The organism is Pimelobacter sp. 30-1 (assembly GCF_018831735.1).
Taxonomy (GTDB): Bacteria; Actinomycetota; Actinomycetes; order Propionibacteriales; family Nocardioidaceae; genus Nocardioides.
The window spans coordinates 1-18,348 of record NZ_NHTS01000009.1; the positions used below are offsets into that span (position 1 = coordinate 1).

Consider the following 18,348-nt stretch of genomic DNA (forward strand, 5'->3'; position numbering starts at 1 on the left):
GCCTCCCCGCGCACGTGCTACCGGATCGTTACACGCCCGCTACCCGAAGCCCCGTCTTAACAGCGGGCGCGTCGTCAATCTTCCCTGCATCTCGACACCGACGAAGTGCCCGGTCGGGCTGCACCTGCCGGGCACTGTCGCGGCCGCGATCGGCCAGGTGAGCGGCCCCCGGCGGGCGCCGCGGCGAAGTTTCCGGTTCTTCTGCGGCCCCGCGACGGGGCGTGCTGTACTTGGCGCCAGAGCCCCAGGTGACCCGAGACGCCTGGGGCTCTCCCCTTGCATCGGGCACCCCATCGGGCCGGCTATCGCCCGAGCCGTCCGGCCGCGATCCCGCCGGAGAAACGAGAAAGCGGTCCCCGTCCTTACTCGAGGACGGGGACCTGTTTCTGACGCGGAGCTAGGGGGTGACGCCGACGCCGCGTGGGCTCATGTAGGTCGCGACCGGAACGATGCTCAGGTGCCAGGTGGTGCCCCACTCAGCGAAGGTCGAGAAGCCGCCCGGCCCCTGCTTCTCCGCGGCCACGATCGCCTCCCCGTCGCGGGCCATACGTGCGATCCACTCGGCCGGGTGGTCGTCGCCGAGCTCGCCATCACGACCACCGGCGGCTCGGCGACGAACTCACACCCTCGGGAGCCTCGGTGAGGCGACCCCAGACGTTCTCCATGCCCTTGCCCGTCACTGGGTCAGCACCTGTGCCTCGCCGATGCGGATCGGCAGCGGGTCGGTGGTCAGGTCGAACTCGATGGTTCCGGACTGGCCGCCACCGGTCCACTCGACAACCCAGTGGCTCGTGGCAGTGACCTGGTAGGCGCCGTCGGGCTGGCCCGTCGACATCTTCGCGTAGCGGTGCCCGCAGGTCGGCGAGTCCTGCTTGCCGTAGTGATCGGCGTACGGGGTGCCCTTTCCGGTGCAGTTCACCTTCGTCCCGTCCCCCATGTCCCACACGATGCTGGAGACGCTGGCGGTGGCACTGACCGACACCGACCCCTCGCTGGCCGATGCAGTGATCGGGCCGAACGTGTCGTCGGTGGGGCTGTCGACCCACATCCACACCGGCAGCCCCACGAGGCCGACCCGGTTTGGGCCAGACTCGGGGACAATACCGATCTTGATGGGGTCCAGGTCCATCGAGGCAATCGCTCGCTGGGCGAGCACTACCGGGTCGATGCCGACTTCACCGGTCTGCACCCAGGTGTACTCCCAGGACGACCCGGGCGGTGGGAAGTAGCAGACGTGCCAGGCGCCGTCTTCCTTCGTCTGGCCATCCGGCGGAACAAGATCCTCGCCCAGCTCCTCAGCAGACGGTCCGATCCAGCACTCGTGCAGGCTACTCCACACCGACCCTCCGGGGCCGGTGCACGGAATCTCGCGGCCGTTGTAATTGCAAGTCGACGAGCCACCCATGTTGCCACTGCCGTTGTCACCGCCATTGCCGCCGCCGTCCTCGTCTTCACAGACGACCTCACCGGTCTCCTCGTCGACGTCGCAACCATCAGCGTTTGCTGCGGGCGCCACGGCAACTGCGACTACGAGCGACGCCCCAAGCATTGCCAGAAGAGCGAGAAATCGTCTCAGCATGACTCGTCCCACAGGAGATCTGACTCGGACACCTTCCACGTGCCCTTGTCCTTGATGAGGGTGTACTTGACCGGCACAGGGTTGCGAAGAGGGTTGCCGTCCGGAGCGGTGTAGTCAGGCTTCCGCACGTTGCCCTTCACCTTCACCGTCACGCCAGAGCGGTCCTCGCAGTCGGTGATCTCGATCGAGTTGCCCCGGTTTCGGGGCTCACCGAGCGTGTGGACGAAGCTGCCGGTCTTGGTGACATCTGCCTTCTTCATGCCGACCACGGTTTCCTGCAGTTCGAGGAACTCGTCGCCCGTCGCGACCGGGTTGAGGGTCTTGAAGTCGATCGTCCGCTTACGGTGCGCCAGGTCCCTCACCTCCAGGTATCGCGTCAGCTGCGCGGCCGCCTTCTCCTCATCTGTCTTCGGAGTCGGCGAGCTGGTGGGCGTCGTCGGTGATGGGGACTGGCTCGGGGTCTCCTGGCCCTCAGGGTCAGTGTCGTCGCCGCCGCAGCCGGTGAGAGCCAGGGCGAGGGCGAGGGCCACTCCCCCGAGTGCGGAGTGGTGCTTCCTCATGCGGTGTCTCCTCCTGTGGTGGGCGGGGCCATGACGGATCGCTGGTTGACGTCGTTGGCGATGTGCTCGAGGTGTTCTTCGGCGGCGTCGACGAGCTCGGCGAGCGAGCCGTTGTCGGCCGGGTCGAACCCGAACTTCTTGTCGGCGTTGTAGAGGGTTCGGATGGTGTCGCGCACGAACACGGCCCGGGCAATACGGCGGGCGTCGAGGTCAGCGTGGTCGGCGCCGGCCGCGGCGTAGCGGCCGGTGAGCTCTTGGTCGAACGTTGCCATGTGCTGGTGCTCCCTTCCCCGAGTCAGCTCGCGAGCCAGCCGTGCGTACGGATGATTGTCTTCGTGCGCTCCGACAGCTCCATGGGCGCGTCGCCGTCGTCGGACCGGTTGCAGATCTCCTCGCGCAGGATCCGGTCGGCCTCGAGCTGGTCGCCCTCGGCCTTCATGACGTGGGCCAGGCACAGGCGGGTGCTCTCACCGTCGGGGTCGGCCCGGTTGGCGACGTACGCCGCGGAGCGGGCCTTGACCAGGTCGCCGGCGGCGAGGGCCTCGGTGACGACGATGAGGGCGACGTCGGCGATCCAGCCGCCCGCCATGAGGTCGACGCGGTCGGGTTCGTTGGCCAGCCAGGCCCACCCTTCCTCGCGCAGCTGGCTGAACGGCTGAGCCTCGCCGACCAGCTCGAGCGCGGTGCACAGGTCCGCGACACCTTCGGCGCCGCCGCGGGCCTGGCCGCGCTTGCGGAGCCGGAGGAACAGGTCGAGGTCGACGAGCAGGCCGTCGTCGACCTGGTAGACGTTGACCCCGGTGACCTTGGCCGCCGGTGCCTTGTCCGCGTAGGGCAGGTGGTCCTCGCCGGTGCGGGGGTTGGTGCCGAGCCAGTCGCGCACGATGTTGGTGTAGTCGCGCACCTTGCCGTCGGAGATCGAGAACGCCTCGCGGATCTGCTCGCGGGTGGCGCCGTGCTTGCGGTGCAGGGCGAGGAAGGCCAGCAGCTCGGTGAAGTACGGCTTGCGCTTGGCCAGCGCCTTGCCGTGGGTGCGCGCGGTGACCGGGCCGAGCAGGGTGAGCCGCGGACGGTCGCAGTCGGTAGAGAACCAGTCGGCAATGTCCTGGTCGAGGGTGGGGTCCTTCTCCTCGACCTCGGCGCGGACGTGGGCGGGGACCTTGGGGGCCAGGGCCTCGAGGTCCTCCTGCACGATGGCGCTCTCGCGGATGTACTCCTCGTCCTCCCCCTCGAGCAGGGAGGACATCGGCTCGTCGACGGCGTCCTCGGGGGTGTTGCGCGGCAGGGTGTACTCGCGGCGCAGGGCTCCGGAGGAGTCGGTGTAGGCCTCCCAGCCGTCGGTGGCGGTCTCGTCCACCGGGGTGTCGACGTACTCCGGGGTCTCGCTCTGGGCATAGACCAGGGCGCAGCCGCGGGCCTCGTCGCTGGTGAGCCCGACCGCGATCAGGTTGAGGCCGGCGTGCTCGAGGACGACGCGGCCGGTGTTGGTCATGTGCAGCACTGCACCGGGAGTGTTGGGCCGCTCGCCGGCGACCACGATGGAGGTCGCGGACTGACCGACGTGGTCGTTGACCAGTTGGAGCAGCTGCTCGAGGTCGGCGGGGTCCCCGGCCGCGGCGTCCAGCAGCAGCATCCGTGCGGGCCAGGTGTCGTCGTCGACGCTGCCGGTGCGGGCCGTGGACACGTCGGTGTCGTGTCGCTTCGCACGGTCGACTGTGGTCACCGCCGCGGCGAGGATCTCCGCGGTTGCGGGCGTCCCGGCCGCGCCGGTCGGGTAGTAGGTGATCCGCTCGTCCATGACGACGGTCTCTTCGGCCACGCCGATGCAGTCGACCTGGACGCGACGCGACCACGGGTTGACGGCCAGCTGGGCGGCGAGGTGGCGGGCGAAGTCGCGGCCGTAGGTGGGGTCGCCGCTGATGGTCAGCGTGGAGAGCTCCTCGCAGTTCAGCAGCCAGGTCTCGCCGGTGTCGCTCATGCCGATGGTGGCCAGCAGCGGGTAGGGCGGTTCGACGTTGCCGGTGTCGGGGCCGAGGACCTCGAACGCGGTGTCGGTGGTGACGTGCCAGTGGGTCTGGTCGGGGCTGCCCACCCAGGGAGCGGGTACGGCGGCCGGAGCGCTGAGGTGCAGCGTCAGCTTGCCGTGCGCGAGCTCCACCGCGGCGAGCGGCGGCATCGTGGTGCCCTGGGCTCCGACCGCGGCCGCGAGACGGCGCAGGGCCTCGTCGGCGAACTCCACGGTGGCGGCCGCGGCTGTGCCGGTCGCGTTCAGGGTCATCTCCACCGGCGCGAGCTCGGGCGGCGGGGCGGCGATAGCGCGTCCGGGCGGCCGGTTCCGGAAGGCGGAGCGCCGGCGCGACCGCAGGGCCATGAGGAGGGCTCCGGAGAGCAGGACGCCCCCGCCGGTGAGACCGGCGAGGACCCAGGGTGCCTCGAGGATCGAGTCGTCGGTGTCGTCGACCTGGTCGACGTCGGCGGCCGGCGCCGCCGGCTCCTCGGCCTGCGGGACCTCGGGTGCGGCGGTCTCCGGCGCCGGGGTCTGTTCGGCGGCCGGCGGGGTTTCCTCGGCCGGCGGGTCGACCGGCGGCTGCTCGTCCTTGGGCTCCGCGGGGGTCTGCGGCTTGTCCTCGCGCGGCTGCGGCGGGTGCTGTCGGTCGTCGGCCGGCGTCTCGGCGCCGGGGATGTTGAGCTTCCAGCCCACGTCGATCACGTCGGGGTCGGTCAGGTGGACTCCGCCGGGCTGGGTGATGGACGTGGAGGCCTTGTAGATCTCCGGCCACCGGTCGGCGTCTCCGAGCTTGTCGTGCGCGATGTCGCTGAGGGTGTCGTTTGGCTGCACGGTGTAGCCGTGAGCCGGTGCTGCGTCGGCGGGCGCCGGCAGCTTGAGCACCCATCCGGGCTCGAGGAAGCTGGGCTGGTTGCCGAGCAGGTCGCGGTTGAGCTCGGCGATCTCCTTGTAGCGGGCTCCGTCGCCGAAGTGGTCCTCGGCGATCGACCAGAGGCTCTCCCCCGGCTTCACGGCGTGGTCGACGGTCTTGGGGCCCTGGCGCTCTTGCGTCGTCTCGGCCTTGACGTCCTGGCGGGCGGGTGCCTGCTGCGCACCAGCGTGGTCGGCGCCGGCGGTGACGTGCCCCACCGTCGCCGGGGCCGCGGCCGCCGAGCTGATCGTGGTTGCCTGCGCGGCGATGGGGGCGGCGATGAACAGCAGGGCGGCCAGGCCGATCAGGTTGCGGGCGCCGGCCTGTGGGAGACGGAGGCCCGGCAGCTGGGGTGCCTGGACCTTGCGGAGCGCTGCGATGGCCTCCACGACGAGGCTGAGAGCCATGAAGGCCCACGCGACCCAGCCGATCACCTTGAACAGGCCGAGGACGAGTGTGCCGTCGTCGGGCGCCAGGAGCGCGTTCTTGACGCTGTCCAGGGTGGGCATCTGCTCGGGGATCGGGCTGGCGCCGATCGCGAGGAAGAGGGCGGGCAGGCCGAGGACGATGCCCAGCACGGCGAGCGAGGCGGCGAGGCCGGTGAGTCGCTGGCCGATGGTGGGGTGGGGCGTGGTCATCGTTCGATGCCTCCTTCGGCGCGGATGAGCCGCGCGGACGCCTCCCCGGTGACCTGCATGGAGTCCAGGCCGATGATCCCGAGGAACTTGCTGGTGTAGGTGTCGGTGGTGGTGACGATCAGGGTGTCGCCGTTGACGACGCGCGCGGTCCCTTCCACGCCGGCGGCGTGGAGGTAGTCCTGGGCGGCGGCCTTGGCGGCGTTGATGTCGACCCGGAGGTCCTCGCCGCGCACTGCCGTGGAGCCCTGGACCTCCTGGGCGCCGGTGCGGGCGGCCTGGGCTGCGGCGCTGCGGGCCTGCTGCTGGGTGTGGACCTTGCCGCCGAGGTCGACGGCCATCCCGACGAGGATGATCATCGCGAAGGACGCGGTGGCGAACCAGACGCTGATGGAGCCGCGCTCATCGCGCGCACGTCGCGTTCCGAGGCGGCGCAGGTGGCTGATCATCGGCGCTCCCGGTAGGCGTCGACGGGGCTGCTGGCGGTCGCGGTGATCGTCCTGGTGCCGGGCAGACCGGGGATGGCAAGGTCGGCGATGTCGACCTTGCAGGTCACCGTGGCGGTCACCTGGGCGGTGGTGCCCAGCGGGGCGTTGAACGCCGCGGCGTTGACCGTCACGTTGGTGGTCGCGCACTGCAGGCCCTGGTCGTTCAGGCTGCTGTTGGCCGCGGACTTGCCGGAGCTGATCGCCTCGCTCTGGGTCCGCTCGATGGACGCTGCTCGAGCTGCCTCGTAGGCGGCGGCCTCCACCGACTGCTTGGCGATCTCGACGCGTCCGCCGAGGATGATCATCGCGATGAACAGGCCGAAGGCCGGGACGCCGATCGCGGCCTCGATGGCCACGGATCCGCGCTCGTCCCGGCGCCGTCGGGAATCATGAACTCGCCAGGTCATTCGGTCAGCCTCTCGACCGGGACGCTGGCGCTCTGCCTGACGGTCACCTGCCAGCCAGGGATCACGCTCAGCGACTTGCCGGTGACGATGATCGTTGCCGTTGTCGTGGTCCGTGATCCGGAGACGCTGGTGGAGGTCATCACGTCGGATCCGCCTGCGTCGTCGAGGAAGGTGTTCGCCGTGGCGACACCGGACTCGCGGGTTCCGGTCTCGCTGCCTGCCTCGCGGGCGCCCTCTTGCGCGGCCGCGAGCGCTACCTGCTTCGCGTGGTAGTACAGGGCTCCCTGGAGGCCGAGGAACATCAGCAGGAACAGCGCGGGCATCAAGAAGACCATCTGGATAGTCACTGACCCGCGCTCGTCCCGGCTGCGGCGCTGAGAGCTGGCGAACATGACGGAACTCGGTCCTGCCTACTTGATCTTGCCGGACTCGCTGGTCACGAAGGCCTTGATGGCTGCGACGACGATGGCCACGATCGCGATGGCTGCCACCGCCCAGAGCACTTCCTGAATGGTGACCGAGCCGCGCTCGTCGCGCTGCCTGGTCGCGCGGTCCTCGAGGGATGCGAGCACGGTCATGGCCGCCATCTGGAGGGCGATGAAGAGCTTCAACATCGGGGTTCTTCCTTCCTGGTTTGGTTTCGGTTGCGGTCTGGGGTGACCCGGGGTGCGAGGGGTCGGTGTTAGGTCGGTCAGGTGGCGAAGCGGAGCATCGAGGGGGTGACGAGGATCGCCATGAAGACGATGCCGAGCAGGCTGGCCGGGATGTACATGCGCTCGGAGGCGGCGTTGGCCTTGCCGAGCTCGGCGCTGAGCATCGCCGAGCGAAGCGCCGCGGCGCGGGCCCGGAGGTTGTTGTAGATCTGGGCTCCGTCCTGGCCGGACTGCTGCATGATGTCGGCGAGGTCGTCGAGCTCGGGGACGCCGAGCTCGTCGGCCAGGCTGTGCAGGGAGTCCCATGGTGCGCGGGTCATGTAGCGGGCGCGGCGCAGCTCGCTCTCGATGCGCTTGAACACCCACTTGTCGCCGACCTCGGCGGCCGCGCGCAACGCCTGCTGACCGCTGGATCCGTCGCGGACGCCGGTGGCGACCATGTCGATGTAGGCGCCGAGGGCCCTGTTGAACTCGATGCGGGCCTTCTTGGCGTCGTCGGTGGCGTTGTAGTTGGGCATGAACCAGAACAGGGCAGCCAGGGCCAGCGACCCGAGCGTGGGGATCGCGAACGGCAGCGGCAGGCCGATCAGCGAGAAGAAGGTGGCCAGCAGCGGCGGCATGACGAGGCCGAGCAGGGCCCAGACGACCTTCTCGCCGTAGAACCGGGTCTCACTGATCTGCAGGATGGCCAGGTCCTTGCGGGGCGTGTGTGCCCACGCGCCGCCGGGCAGGTTCTTCATCGCCCACAGGCCGATCCGATCGACGGCCGAGCCGGTGTCGGTGCCGGCCTCGTCGACGCCTGGGGTGCCGCGGCGGGGCACGACGCGGTCGGGCGAGAGCCGGTCCAGCGCGTCGACCAGGTCGGGGTCGGAGGGCGCGAGGCGCCACACGAGCAGGGCGAGAGCCAGACCGAGGAGGGTGCCGCTGGCGAGCGCGAGCTGCAGGCCGGTCATGCCAGTGCTCCTTCCTTCTCGCCCGGTGCTGTGCGCTGGGCGGCGCGGTGGGCGTTGCGGGCCTGGAGGTCGAGGAACCGCGGGAGCGGCTTGGCAACGGCCATCCGTCGCATCCAGAGCAGGGTGGCCACGTACGCGGTGAGCAGAACGGCGAGGACCACCTGACCCAGCGGAGTGCCGTAGGGCTCGATGTAGTCGCCGGTGAAGGCGAGGATGCCGAGCACGCCGAGGGTGATGACGGTGACGGTGCGGGCGGTGGTGCGGGGCTTGGCCTGGTCGGCGGCGATCTGGCGGCGGGCGCGGACGTCGGCCGCGACGGTCTCGGCGAGGGCATCCAGTGCTTTCGACAGTCCGGCCTGTCCGCGGCCGCTGGCGGCCAGGATCAGCTGGCTGGCCACAACGTCGCCGGTGGAGTCGTTGAGGTCCTCGGCGAACGCGCGCAGGACGTCCTCGGTGGAGGAGGTGTTGTTCCACAGCCGCGAGACCATCAGCCCGACCTCGCGTTCGATCGGCTCCGGTGTCGACTGCAGCGACTTGATGAGCGCCGAGCGCAGCGACTGCCCGGCGGTCAGCTTGCCGGACAGCGACCGGGTCCACTCCTCGAGCGCCTCGAGCTTCTCGATGCTCGCGGCCGCCGGCGGGGGCGTGAGCAGCAGCGGGATGCCGACGATCGCGGCCGGGACGAGGACGATGGCGATCACCCAGCCGGTCACCAGCGCGACCAGGAGGCCGGCCACGGCCCCGCCGATCATCAGCATCCGGGTACGACGGTCGAGCCGGACGAACCAGCTGCCGAGCCGTCCGAACGGGGTGGTGGTCCGGGCCGGCTTCGGCGGCTTGGGCGGCGCCGGGATCATCGCGTAGACCATGCCGATCAGGCCGATGACGATGAGGGCGCCGAACACGGCGGGCAGGAACCCCGATGACATTGGGCTCATGAGGTGGCCACCCCCGGGTTGGCCTGGGACTCGGCCTTGTACGCCTCGAGGTCGAATCCGTGGCGGGCCAGCTCCTGGGCGAGGAAGTTGTCGAGCTTCCCGGTCGCGACGGCCTGGCCGAGCTGGTTGGGCGCGAAGATCGGGGTGGTGGCGTACCCGCGGGCGGCGTCGATGCTCGGCTGGACGACCAGGACCTCCTCGACCCAGCGCTGCTTGCGGAAGGTGCCGTCGCCGTTGGGGACGACCTCGGAGCGCAGGTACATCACGATGTCGATCGCTGCGGCGAGCTTGCTGATAGCCAGCTCGCGGGTGACCTGCGGGCCCTTCTCCATGGCGCAGGAGACGAGCTTCTCGATGGTGTGCTCGGCACTGCGGGCGTGGGTGGTGCTGATCGAGCCCGGACCGGACTCCATGGCCTTGAGCATGTTCCAGACCTCCGGGCCGCGGACCTCGCCGACGATCTGGCGGGCGAGGTTGAACCGGAAGGAGTGGTGGATGGCCTCCTCGAGGCTGAACTCACCGGCCTGGCGGCCGTCGATGCCGACCTCGCCGGATCCGGGGCGGTGCTCCCAGGCGTGGACGATCTTGTGCCGGTCGACCAGCTCGTGCAGGTGCAGCTCGAACTCGGTCTCGAAGGTGCCGATCATCTCCCAGGGCGGGATGCACGAGCACAAGGCGCGGACCCAGGTGGTCTTGCCGGAGCCCTGGACGCCGGAGACGACGATGCTCTTGCCGGCGCGTACGCAGGCGGCGAGGAAGTCGGCCAGGACCGCGGTGCAGGCCTTGCGGTCGTAGACCATCTCGTCCATGGAGACCTCGCGCATGCCGTGGCGGCGGATCACGACCGAGGTGTAGGCCATCACCCAGGAGCCGGCCGCGAGCCGCGCTCCCCCGGGCAGCCGGAGGTCCAGGTGCGGGCGGGCTTCGGTGAAGGGGCGGTTCTGCCGGGCGCCGAGGTCGGCGAGGAATTCGCGCAGCTCGTCCTCGGAGTCGGCGATCGGGTCGGCCTCGACCAGGGTGCCGTCGACCAGCTCCAGCCACACTGCGCAGACCGGGCCGCGGGCGATGACGATGATGTTCTCGACGTCCTCGCGCTCGACCAGGGGCTGCAGGCGGCCCAGACCGAACAGGGCGGCGTGGAGGGCGGCCTTGAGTGCCTTCTCCTGGTCCTTGGTCCACGGGGGCCGGCCGGTGGAGACCAGCGTCTCGGCCTCGGACTTGATCAGCTCCTCGATGACGTCGAGGCCCATCTGCTCGCGGTCCTCGTCGGTGACCCGGCCACCTTCCTTGTCGAGCCGGGCGGTCAGTCGCGAGGAGATCTCGGCGCGGTACTGCGCGATCAGCTCCCAGTCCAGCTCGACCCGGCCGTCCGCGCCGGGGACGTTGTGGTGGTGCTCCTCCGGTGCGGGCGCCACGAGCGGGCGCAGGCTGAACTCCGAGCGAGCACGGCCCGGAAGCTCCTGCTCGCTGGTCCAGGCGCCGGCGAAGATCGGCAGGGAGGTCGGGTCATGGTCCTCGACGACCGGCGGCGGGGGCGGCGGGGTGCCGTTGGTGCTGCGGCCGCGGGCGAAGGGCGAGGTCTGCTCCCGGTTCGCGGCGTGACGGGCCTCGAGCCACTCGTCGGCGCGCAGCGGGTCGCGGCCGTTGGGGTCGTGGTGGTGTCCGTTGGTGCTCATGCGTGGCCTCCGTTCGTGGGAGCGAGGGCGGCCTGGTTGGCGCCGAGGATGGACTGGATGGCCGCGGCGCTGGCCCGGTAGCCGCGCAGCAGCCCGGAGGACTCGAACTTGCGGGGCTTGCGGGCGCCGTGGGAGTAGACCTCGGCCACCTCGGGCTCCCATTCCACTGAGGCGACGACGGGGAGCTGCAGGGCCTTGGCGATGTGTCGGGCGCTGTAGGGCCGGACTCGGGCGCCGGTGGGCATCGCGGGCCAGCGTCGCTCCTCGTCGACGAGGAGCACCCCGAGCCGCGACAGGCCACCGACGCCGGCGAACTGTGCCCGCAGGGTCTTGGCCCAGCTGGTGGCGCCGGCCAGGGCCGGCAGCGAGCTGCGGGTGACGAGCAGGGTGAGGTCGGAGGCGGCGATGAGTGGCTGGGGCCAGCCGGCGAGGCCGAGCCGTCCGGCGTCGACGATGACGTCTTGGCCGTTGCGCTCCAGGGCGCGCAGCTGCTCGGTGAGCGGCTCCCACAGGGGCAGCAGGCTGGGGGCCTGCTCGTGGGCCCGGATGCCGGGCAGGAACCACGCCGAGCGCTCGGCCGGGGCCTCGGGGTCCAGCAGCAGCGTCTCGCGCGGCAGGGCCTCGGCCAGCGTTCCCTCGCGCAGAGAGAGGGCGAGGTTGATCAGCCCGCCGGTCGGCTCCTGGGTGCCGTGGAAGAGGCCGGCGAAGACCGAGGAGGAGCCGGTCGGGTCGGCGTCGACCAGGAGCACCGGTCGGTGCCAGTTGAGCGTCAGCCCGAGCGCCGTTGTGGAGACGCCGGGCGAACCGCTCGCGGAGGCCAGGACGATCAGCGCCATGCCTCAGCGCTCCCGGGCGTCCAGGACGAGCGCGACTCGCCCGGTGGCGGCACGGGCAGCCAGGTCGGCGGCATCGGACTCGGGCACCGAGACGTCGACGACGGTCTCCCCTGTCTCCTCGACCCGGCTAACACCAACGACGACTGCCTCGACGGTGACCGGGTCCTTGTCGGTGACCTCGCCCTGATCACCGGGCGTGGTGACGATCCGGACGGCGTCGCCGCTATAGAGCGGCTCCGAGGGCATCTGGCCGGGCGTGAGGCTGATGCCCACCAGGGACTCCCCCTCCCCCGGCACCAGGTTGTCGGTGACGGCCTGCTCGCTGAGCAGCGTGCCGGCCCACAGGTCGACCGCGGCGCGGCTTCCCTCGAGCTCGGCCTTCTGGCTGCCCGGGACCGGAGTCAGCGCCGGGTCGACGCTGACCCGCACGACGGCGAGGTCACCGGCCTCGATGATCTCGCCGCGCTTGATGTCGTTGCTGACGACGAGGACCTCCTGGGTGTCGTTGACCGAGGTGAAGGCGAACGCGGTGCCCAGGGCGCCGGCCGCGACCAGGGCGGCCATCAGGGCGAACACCCACGGCCGGCGTCGTGCCTTGACCCGCGCGGTCGCGACGGGCGCAGGCGGCGTCTGGGCCTTCGGCGGCGGGGGCGGTCCCCCCGCGGTGGTCTGTGCGGTGTCCAGCGACATCAGTTCCGAGTCCTCTCGTCTCTCGATCACCTATGTGTCAAGACGGGCCTGGGCGATCACGATGACCCAACTTGCGAACACCACACTAGTGCAGTTGTCTCGCTGAGTGGGTTGTCCACGGGTGGCAGATTCCGAGATGTCATCGCCCGATCCCTCTGACGGGTGGTCGCGGCTCACTCCCCCGATGGAACTGAGCGTCTACGCGCCGAACGGCCTGGGCCCCATGGGACCACGCATTCGGTCTCCCTGAGCGACGATTGTGCCCTGCGTCACCTAGGGCTGAACCTCCGTTTTGCTACTCAGTCGCCGGCTTCGGGGTTGCGCCGGCGCCGGCGGAGCCGTTGCGCCTCGTTGAAGGCGGCGGCGACGACGTCGGCCGGCTCGCCGAAGACCTCCGCGAGAGCCTCGATGACCGGCGGCGGTGGGAGGCGGGTCCAGCGCCCGACCTCCCAGGAGTAGTAGGTCTTCACGGCCATGTTCGTCCGCGCGGCCAGCTCGGACACGGTCAGGCCGGCCTTGAGTCGGAGTGCCCGCAGGTCGGGGATAACGCCGTCGAGGTGGATCAGCCGCAACGTGGGGATGTCCAGGGCCCGCGCGAGCTTGACCAGGAAGTCGGGCCGGGGCACCGACGTGCCCAGCTCCCACCGCGAGACGCGCTCTCCCCCGGCCGCGCCGACGAGTCGCGCCAGCTCGTGCTGAGTCAGGCCCGCGTTCTCGCGGGCAGCCCGCAGCGCTGAGGGGTCGATACCGGAAACCATCGCCGACGAACACTAGCGTTGTTCGTCGGGCGCGAAGGTCAGTCAGCCAGGGCGGCGCGGAGGGCGGCGCGAATGAGTTGGCTGCGGCTGTCGGCTTCGGTCTTGTCGACAAGGGCGTCGATGACCTTGAGGTTGGCCTCGGTGGTGTCGAAGTTGATCGTGGTGCGCTCCTCGACCTGCGAGCGCGCTGCGCTTCGGTCAGGGAAGAGTCCCCCGCTCGTGCGGGGGGCGGGCTTCTCGGCTTCCACTAGTTCCTTCAGGCGATGCGCGTTCGATTCGATCGCGTTCAGGATGAACTGGACCTGGGTGACCTTCCGGTCCGTCTCCAGGCTCGCCCGCATCTGCGCGGCCAGTCGCAGGGGGATGCTGATCGTCGTCCGCTTCATTCCTCCCGTGCTGGCGGAGCTGGCTTTGGGGCGGCTGGCCCTCTTGGCCTTGGGCTCGTCCGGAGCCTTCTCGCTGCGGTCGGCCTCCGGACGCGCGGCGTCACTGGGCGCTGTCGCCGGCGCCTCGGTGACCGGCGTGGGGCGGCGGGGCGGCGGGCCGTCGATGCGGTCACGAACTAGGCCGAGGGCCGGTGCCAACTTCGGACGGTCGTTCACGCTGTCGCCGCCTCTTCGGTCCTAGCGGCCGCGGCCTCTTCGGCGTTTCCGATGCGTCGGAGGAGTTCATCGGCCAGCAGCACGTAGTCCTCCGCCAGCGCCGGCGCGGATCCGGCGATCCGTTCCGGTCGGCGGCCCTCCTTCAGTGCCTTCCAGTAGGGCTCCGCGTTGTGGACGACTTCGGCGAGCTCATGGATCAGCCGCCCCTTCTCCCGAGCGTCGTCGGCTGCGGCCTCGGCGTGCCGAATGACGGAGTCGAAGAGCAGAGAGCCGTCCCCGAGGACGTCTCGGACGTCCTCACGGGCGAACCGGCGGCGGGCGGTGGCTGATGCGCCCATACCGAAGAGGACTGCACCCAGGACGTCGATTTCAGGGTTCACCTCGCGGATGGTGACGACCTGCTCGGCCAGGACTCGGAGGCCCTCGATGCTGGAGCGGTCTGACTTGGTCGGGATCACGATCCATCGCGCGGCAGCGAGTGCGAGCAGCACCAGGGCTGAGCGTCGGGACGGCGGGGTGTCGATGATGACGAGGTCATAGTCCTGGGTGATGCCGGCCAGGGCGTCGCGCAGGAGTGTGCGGCCGTCCTCCCCTCGACGCTGTCGCCCGAGCACGAGGTCCTCAAGGTCGTCGAGCTTGCTTCCGCCGGGGATGACGTCCAAGTTGGGGCGTACCCCCTGGAGGACGGGATTGAGCGTCCCGCCTGTGAGGAGCGTGTTCACGAGGTGAGCGCCGTTGTCGGCGCCCTCGTTCTCGGAGAAGCCGAGGTCGTGCCCGAGGTTGGCTTGGGAGTCGAGGTCGATCAGCAGGGTCCGCCATCCGGCCTGTGCGGCAAGGCCTGCGACGTTGGCAGCGCAGCTGGTCTTCCCGGTTCCGCCTTTGCCGGTGGCGAAGGTGATCACGCGCGACAGATCGGTCATGGGGCGATTCTCCTACGAGCGGCGTTAGCGGCGGCGTTACGACACGCCGTATGTGTTGCGTACCGGCCCTCGTACGCGCCGCGCTAGGTGGCGCGTTAGTGCGGTTCGTCATGTGTGCCGCTAGTGCTCCCGCTACGAGCCTCCGTCACTTGCTCCCCTACTGGTCCCGCTACTTTGGCCGCTACCGCTTTGCGCTAGGCGCCCCGTTATCCTGACCCGTTATGCGGTCGCGTAGCGGGCGGCGTATGTGTCCCGCTATGTGTCCGCCAGTCGCGGGACTCTGGGCAGGTCCGGGCGCACGGCGGGGGCGTCGGACGCAACGAAAGGAGCGCAGGACGGTCTCCAACGGCCTTCTCTCGGGCGTTCGGCACCGCGAAGGCACCCGGACATGGTCTGGCTGCCGATCGGCCCTCAGATCAGCAGCCAACGCGAAGCCGTCTGTCCGTCGGCCATGGCCCGGGGGAGTGGCACCCGGGACGCGGAGCGCCCCTTAGCTCGCCGCCGGCTGACCCTGGCCCAGCTCGCCAAGCAGGTCGCCCTGCCGCTCCAGGAACGCCGAGTCCCGGGCGGCAGGGCCGTCGGGGAGCAGCGCCGCCTGCTCCATCAATGCCGTCCGCGGGCCACCCGACACAGCCTTCTCGCGCTGCGACGTGAGGCCGAAGCGCACTCGGTGCCGGTTCCATGCCGCGATCGATGCGCCGCGCTCGGCGGGGGAGAGGCCGCGGAAGCGGTGCTTTCGTTCCAGACTCCGCGCGAGGTACTCGTCGGCAGGAAGGCTCCGTACCCACGTCTGATAGGCCAGCGACTCCTCGATGCCCGCGCGGCCGCGTCGTTCTGCGAGACGGGCTTTGAGTGCCTCCTGTTGGCTGATCGACATCTGGTCGAACTCGAGCCGCTTCGCCGCCGCCCGCTCAGCACGTGCCGCGGGGGAGAGGTTGTCCCACCAGGCCTTCTCCTTCGCACGCTGAGCCTTGATGGCCCGGGCACGTCCCGCGGTCCAGCTCGACGTCACGCCGGCTCGGTAGGCCGCGCGTTCCGCTTCGACGGCTGCGAGCTGCCGGCCGTACGCCTCACTCGCGTCCTGCTCAACCTGGACGGATCGGGGCCTGGTGGCTGCTTCCCAACGCCCGTTCTCGTCCACGCGAGCCATCCCGGCCTTGCTCAGCGCCACCAACGCCGTCTTCGCGGTGGCCTTCTGTGACTTCGAGGGGTCATCGGCAGGTGTCTCTGTCAGCCCTGCCTGCACTACCAACTCTGGGAGCTCCAGGGGCTCTCGGGAGGACAGCAGTGTGCGCCAGAGGCTGTGGCTGGAGCGGGGGAGGGTGGCCCAGAGGCCGCGCACCGGCGGGGGTGGGTCAAACACAGGTGGGGGGATTTGCCGCCCCTCACCGCCACTGGCGTCGTTGATTTCGAACTCATAGCTCGTGGAGTCCCGCTCGGTCAGGGACAGGCAGTCGGTGTGGAGCGTCCCGAGGCGCCCGTTGAGCCACGCCAGGGCCGCTCGGATGGTCTTGCGGTCGCCTAGGCCGGTGTCGAGGAGTAGGTCTCGCTCCGGGCAGGGGACGCGGAGGTTCCCGGTGCGCTGGACGCGGTCGAGCAGCTGGTGGCCAACCAGCAGGAGGGCGGCCCGGCGGCGGGAGGGGACCGTCCACTTCAGCCGGTCCAGCTCGAGCCTGGCTACGGCGACCGCCTGAAGGACCTCCGCCGGCGTCGTCGGGGCCTCGCGGGGCTTCTCGGTGGTGATGCTGGTGGTGAGCTGGTTCGCCGAGCGGACGAGGTCGTTCCAGACGTAACCGAGCCACCACGAGTAGCCCTGGTGCTTGGCCTTGGTCATCGCGCTGGGGTGCGACTCACGAATCAGGCGCCATGCCGTCTCGGGGTCACCGATCGCCCAGACCATCTCCCTGGTGCAGGCTGCTTCGACGAGGGATCGGTCGACCTGGACGGCTCCGCGGGACCTGGTCGCACCAGCGCTCCAGACTCCCGGCGGGACCTGGCCGGTCAACAGGTACCGGCGCCATTCGCCTCGCAACTGGCGCTTCCACCGCTGCAGCGCCAACGGGACGACCCGGCTCGCACCGGCAGCGTCGGCCGACGAGGCGGGTGACTTGATCTTGGCCCGAGGCCGCAGCGGTGAGGGGGCGGGCGGGGCCGGGATGAGCTGCTTGAGACCGCGCAGCGCCTGGCGGAGATCGCCCTTCGGCCGGGTGAACGCGCCGTGGCGGTGGGGCGAGGAGAGCGGCCGGACGGCGTCGCGGAGATCGAGTTCTCGGCGCGGGACCTTTACATCGTCGGCGAGGGCCGTGAGGAAGTCGGTGACCTCAGCCGCAAGCCCCGTCCGGCCAGCGGTGGGCGCGTAGTGGAAGTCTGGGTGGGCGAAGAAGACGTGCGCGCGCCCCTTGGCGCCGCCCGAGGGGCGGTGGAGAACCCAGCAGCTACGTCGCGTCAGCCAGTCGGTGATCTCGGCGGCGAGGAAGTTCCCGAACTCGCCGGGCACGTCGACGTCGACCACGCCCACGCCGTCGCGGAGGTGTCCGACCAGGGCCGCAACACGGCCCTTCCCGATGAGCTCGAGCCCGTCGGCGAGCGACGGGACGACGGTCCGGGGGACGGCGGAGTTGCCGGCATCGATCAGCAGCCACTGCGAGGCGTCGGGATTGAACAGGTGCTCGTCGAGCGCCAGCAGCGTCGGGTCGACACGCCGGCCTGCATGAGGGTGTGCGGCATCGCGGCGCGACGCCGGTACAGTGACCGGCAACAAGTGGAAAGCCTCCTCTCGGAGCAACCCGGGTCGATCCCAGTTGGCGCTGGTTCCCGGACTTCACGAAGACGATCAGGTCCTGTTGGCGCAGGGCCTTTCGTCATTTCTGGGGCGACTCAACTCCGCGGCCGGCGGCGTCCACCTCCCTCCATCGCTGGAGCAACGCGGTGGCACTGTCGGGTTAGGACCCCAGGTCGCGACTGCGTCGCGCGATGTGTGGAGGAGGCAGCCCACCTGGTGAACGTGCGGGGGGCCGGCGGCAGGGTGTGGGTGAACGCGAGATCGCGTTTTGGCGCGGCCGTTTCGCGTGCAAGATCCGACTTGTTGTCGGCGCGCGGTGTTACCGTGGGGAGCACGAAGCACCCTCCTGTCGAGGTCTGGCACCCATCACGTCATCTCCGGCAAAGAGCTGAGTTGGGTCTCTGCTTCTCCGAAGGGCGGCCGTTGGCGCGGTCGCCCTTCAAGCTTTTTCGGGTCCTGCCCGAATCGGCTAGACGGCGATGTCGAGCCTCCCTTGTCCCTGTGCGATGTAGTCGAGCATCTCGACCATGTCGTAGGCCTCCAGGCCGTCGCCAAGGAGGAACTCCAACACGTCCTGGTAGGTGCGGGCGTTGGTCTGTGCCAGGTCGAAGATCTTCTCGGCCTGCGCCATCGGCAGCTGGAACTTGACCGCTCGACGCTCGCCCTTGTGACCGACGAAGTCGGCCAGCGAAGCCAAGAGCTCTTCTCGGGGCCGCGCTGCTAGCGCATCGGTGGCGACGACCTCGACGACTTCGACATAGGTCCGCTCGTTGATCCGCGAGAGAAGATGAATCTTGTCCACCATGTCCGGAGACAGCTTCACGAGGAATGCGTGGCGCTCGCCCTTGTGGGGTCGTCCGGCCTTCCGTGCCCGTGTCGTCTGCATGCATGCGATCCTGCCGTAGCGACCGTTTCCGGAAAGGACAACACGCCGGTGGCATTTCCGGAAATGC

The 18,348-nt window shown here is 70.0% G+C and carries 19 protein-coding genes; all 19 read right to left on the reverse strand.

Annotation, left to right across the window (positions count from 1 at the left end; all coding sequences use genetic code 11):
• Positions 1–397: 397 nt before the first annotated feature.
• On the reverse strand, positions 398–547 hold the full coding sequence (locus tag CCO04_RS21390) for a hypothetical protein (protein ID WP_215816204.1): 150 nt from the start codon (positions 545–547) through the stop codon (positions 398–400).
• Positions 548–676: 129 nt separating this feature from the next.
• Positions 677–1,516, reverse strand: coding sequence for a hypothetical protein (locus tag CCO04_RS21395; RefSeq protein ID WP_215816205.1), 840 nt, complete (start codon positions 1,514–1,516; stop codon positions 677–679).
• Positions 1,517–1,572: 56 nt separating this feature from the next.
• Positions 1,573–2,139, reverse strand: coding sequence for an IseA DL-endopeptidase inhibitor family protein (locus CCO04_RS21400; protein ID WP_215816206.1), 567 nt, complete (start codon positions 2,137–2,139; stop codon positions 1,573–1,575).
• A complete protein-coding gene (locus CCO04_RS21405) occupies positions 2,136–2,411 on the reverse strand; it encodes a hypothetical protein (protein WP_203048476.1) in 276 nt (91 codons plus the stop codon). The genes CCO04_RS21400 and CCO04_RS21405 overlap by 4 nt, the downstream gene beginning before the upstream one ends.
• 23 nt (positions 2,412–2,434) lie before the next feature.
• Positions 2,435–5,695: a LysM peptidoglycan-binding domain-containing protein gene (locus tag CCO04_RS21410; RefSeq protein WP_215816207.1), complete on the reverse strand. Its 3,261-nt coding sequence runs from the start codon at positions 5,693–5,695 to the stop codon at positions 2,435–2,437.
• Positions 5,692–6,141: a pilus assembly protein TadG-related protein gene (locus tag CCO04_RS21415; protein WP_203048478.1), complete on the reverse strand. Its 450-nt coding sequence runs from the start codon at positions 6,139–6,141 to the stop codon at positions 5,692–5,694. Before CCO04_RS21415 ends, CCO04_RS21410 begins: the two co-directional genes overlap by 4 nt.
• Complete coding sequence (locus tag CCO04_RS21420) at positions 6,138–6,536, reverse strand: TadE/TadG family type IV pilus assembly protein (RefSeq protein ID WP_308281427.1); 399 nt, start codon at positions 6,534–6,536, stop codon at positions 6,138–6,140. Before CCO04_RS21420 ends, CCO04_RS21415 begins: the two co-directional genes overlap by 4 nt.
• Before the next feature lie 47 nt (positions 6,537–6,583).
• Positions 6,584–6,979: a TadE/TadG family type IV pilus assembly protein gene (locus tag CCO04_RS21425; RefSeq protein WP_215816209.1), complete on the reverse strand. Its 396-nt coding sequence runs from the start codon at positions 6,977–6,979 to the stop codon at positions 6,584–6,586.
• Positions 6,980–6,997: 18 nt separating this feature from the next.
• Positions 6,998–7,201 (reverse strand): hypothetical protein, encoded by a 204-nt coding sequence (locus tag CCO04_RS21430; protein ID WP_215816210.1) that lies wholly within the window; start codon positions 7,199–7,201, stop codon positions 6,998–7,000.
• A gap of 77 nt (positions 7,202–7,278) precedes the next feature.
• A complete protein-coding gene (locus CCO04_RS21435; protein WP_215816211.1) occupies positions 7,279–8,193 on the reverse strand; it encodes a type II secretion system F family protein in 915 nt (304 codons plus the stop codon).
• A complete protein-coding gene (locus tag CCO04_RS21440; protein ID WP_215816212.1) occupies positions 8,190–9,122 on the reverse strand; it encodes a type II secretion system F family protein in 933 nt (310 codons plus the stop codon). The genes CCO04_RS21435 and CCO04_RS21440 overlap by 4 nt, the downstream gene beginning before the upstream one ends.
• A 5-nt stretch (positions 9,123–9,127) precedes the next feature.
• On the reverse strand, positions 9,128–10,807 hold the full coding sequence (locus CCO04_RS21445) for a CpaF family protein (protein WP_215816213.1): 1,680 nt from the start codon (positions 10,805–10,807) through the stop codon (positions 9,128–9,130).
• Complete coding sequence (locus CCO04_RS21450) at positions 10,804–11,643, reverse strand: ParA family protein (protein ID WP_215816214.1); 840 nt, start codon at positions 11,641–11,643, stop codon at positions 10,804–10,806. The genes CCO04_RS21445 and CCO04_RS21450 overlap by 4 nt, the downstream gene beginning before the upstream one ends.
• A gap of 3 nt (positions 11,644–11,646) precedes the next feature.
• Complete coding sequence (locus CCO04_RS21455) at positions 11,647–12,333, reverse strand: SAF domain-containing protein (RefSeq protein WP_215816215.1); 687 nt, start codon at positions 12,331–12,333, stop codon at positions 11,647–11,649.
• Positions 12,334–12,632: 299 nt separating this feature from the next.
• Complete coding sequence (locus tag CCO04_RS21460; protein WP_215816216.1) at positions 12,633–13,091, reverse strand: helix-turn-helix transcriptional regulator; 459 nt, start codon at positions 13,089–13,091, stop codon at positions 12,633–12,635.
• Between the two features lie 38 nt (positions 13,092–13,129).
• Positions 13,130–13,693, reverse strand: coding sequence for a ribbon-helix-helix protein, CopG family (locus CCO04_RS29920; protein WP_215816217.1), 564 nt, complete (start codon positions 13,691–13,693; stop codon positions 13,130–13,132).
• Positions 13,690–14,613, reverse strand: a complete 924-nt coding sequence (locus CCO04_RS21470) for a ParA family protein (protein WP_215816218.1) — start codon at positions 14,611–14,613, stop codon at positions 13,690–13,692. The genes CCO04_RS29920 and CCO04_RS21470 overlap by 4 nt, the downstream gene beginning before the upstream one ends.
• Before the next feature lie 490 nt (positions 14,614–15,103).
• Positions 15,104–17,374 (reverse strand): hypothetical protein, encoded by a 2,271-nt coding sequence (locus CCO04_RS21475; RefSeq protein WP_215816219.1) that lies wholly within the window; start codon positions 17,372–17,374, stop codon positions 15,104–15,106.
• 490 nt (positions 17,375–17,864) lie between these two features.
• Entirely contained in the window at positions 17,865–18,281 is a 417-nt protein-coding gene (locus CCO04_RS21480) for a hypothetical protein (RefSeq protein ID WP_215816220.1), read from the reverse strand.
• Between the last annotated feature and the right edge of the window lie 67 nt (positions 18,282–18,348).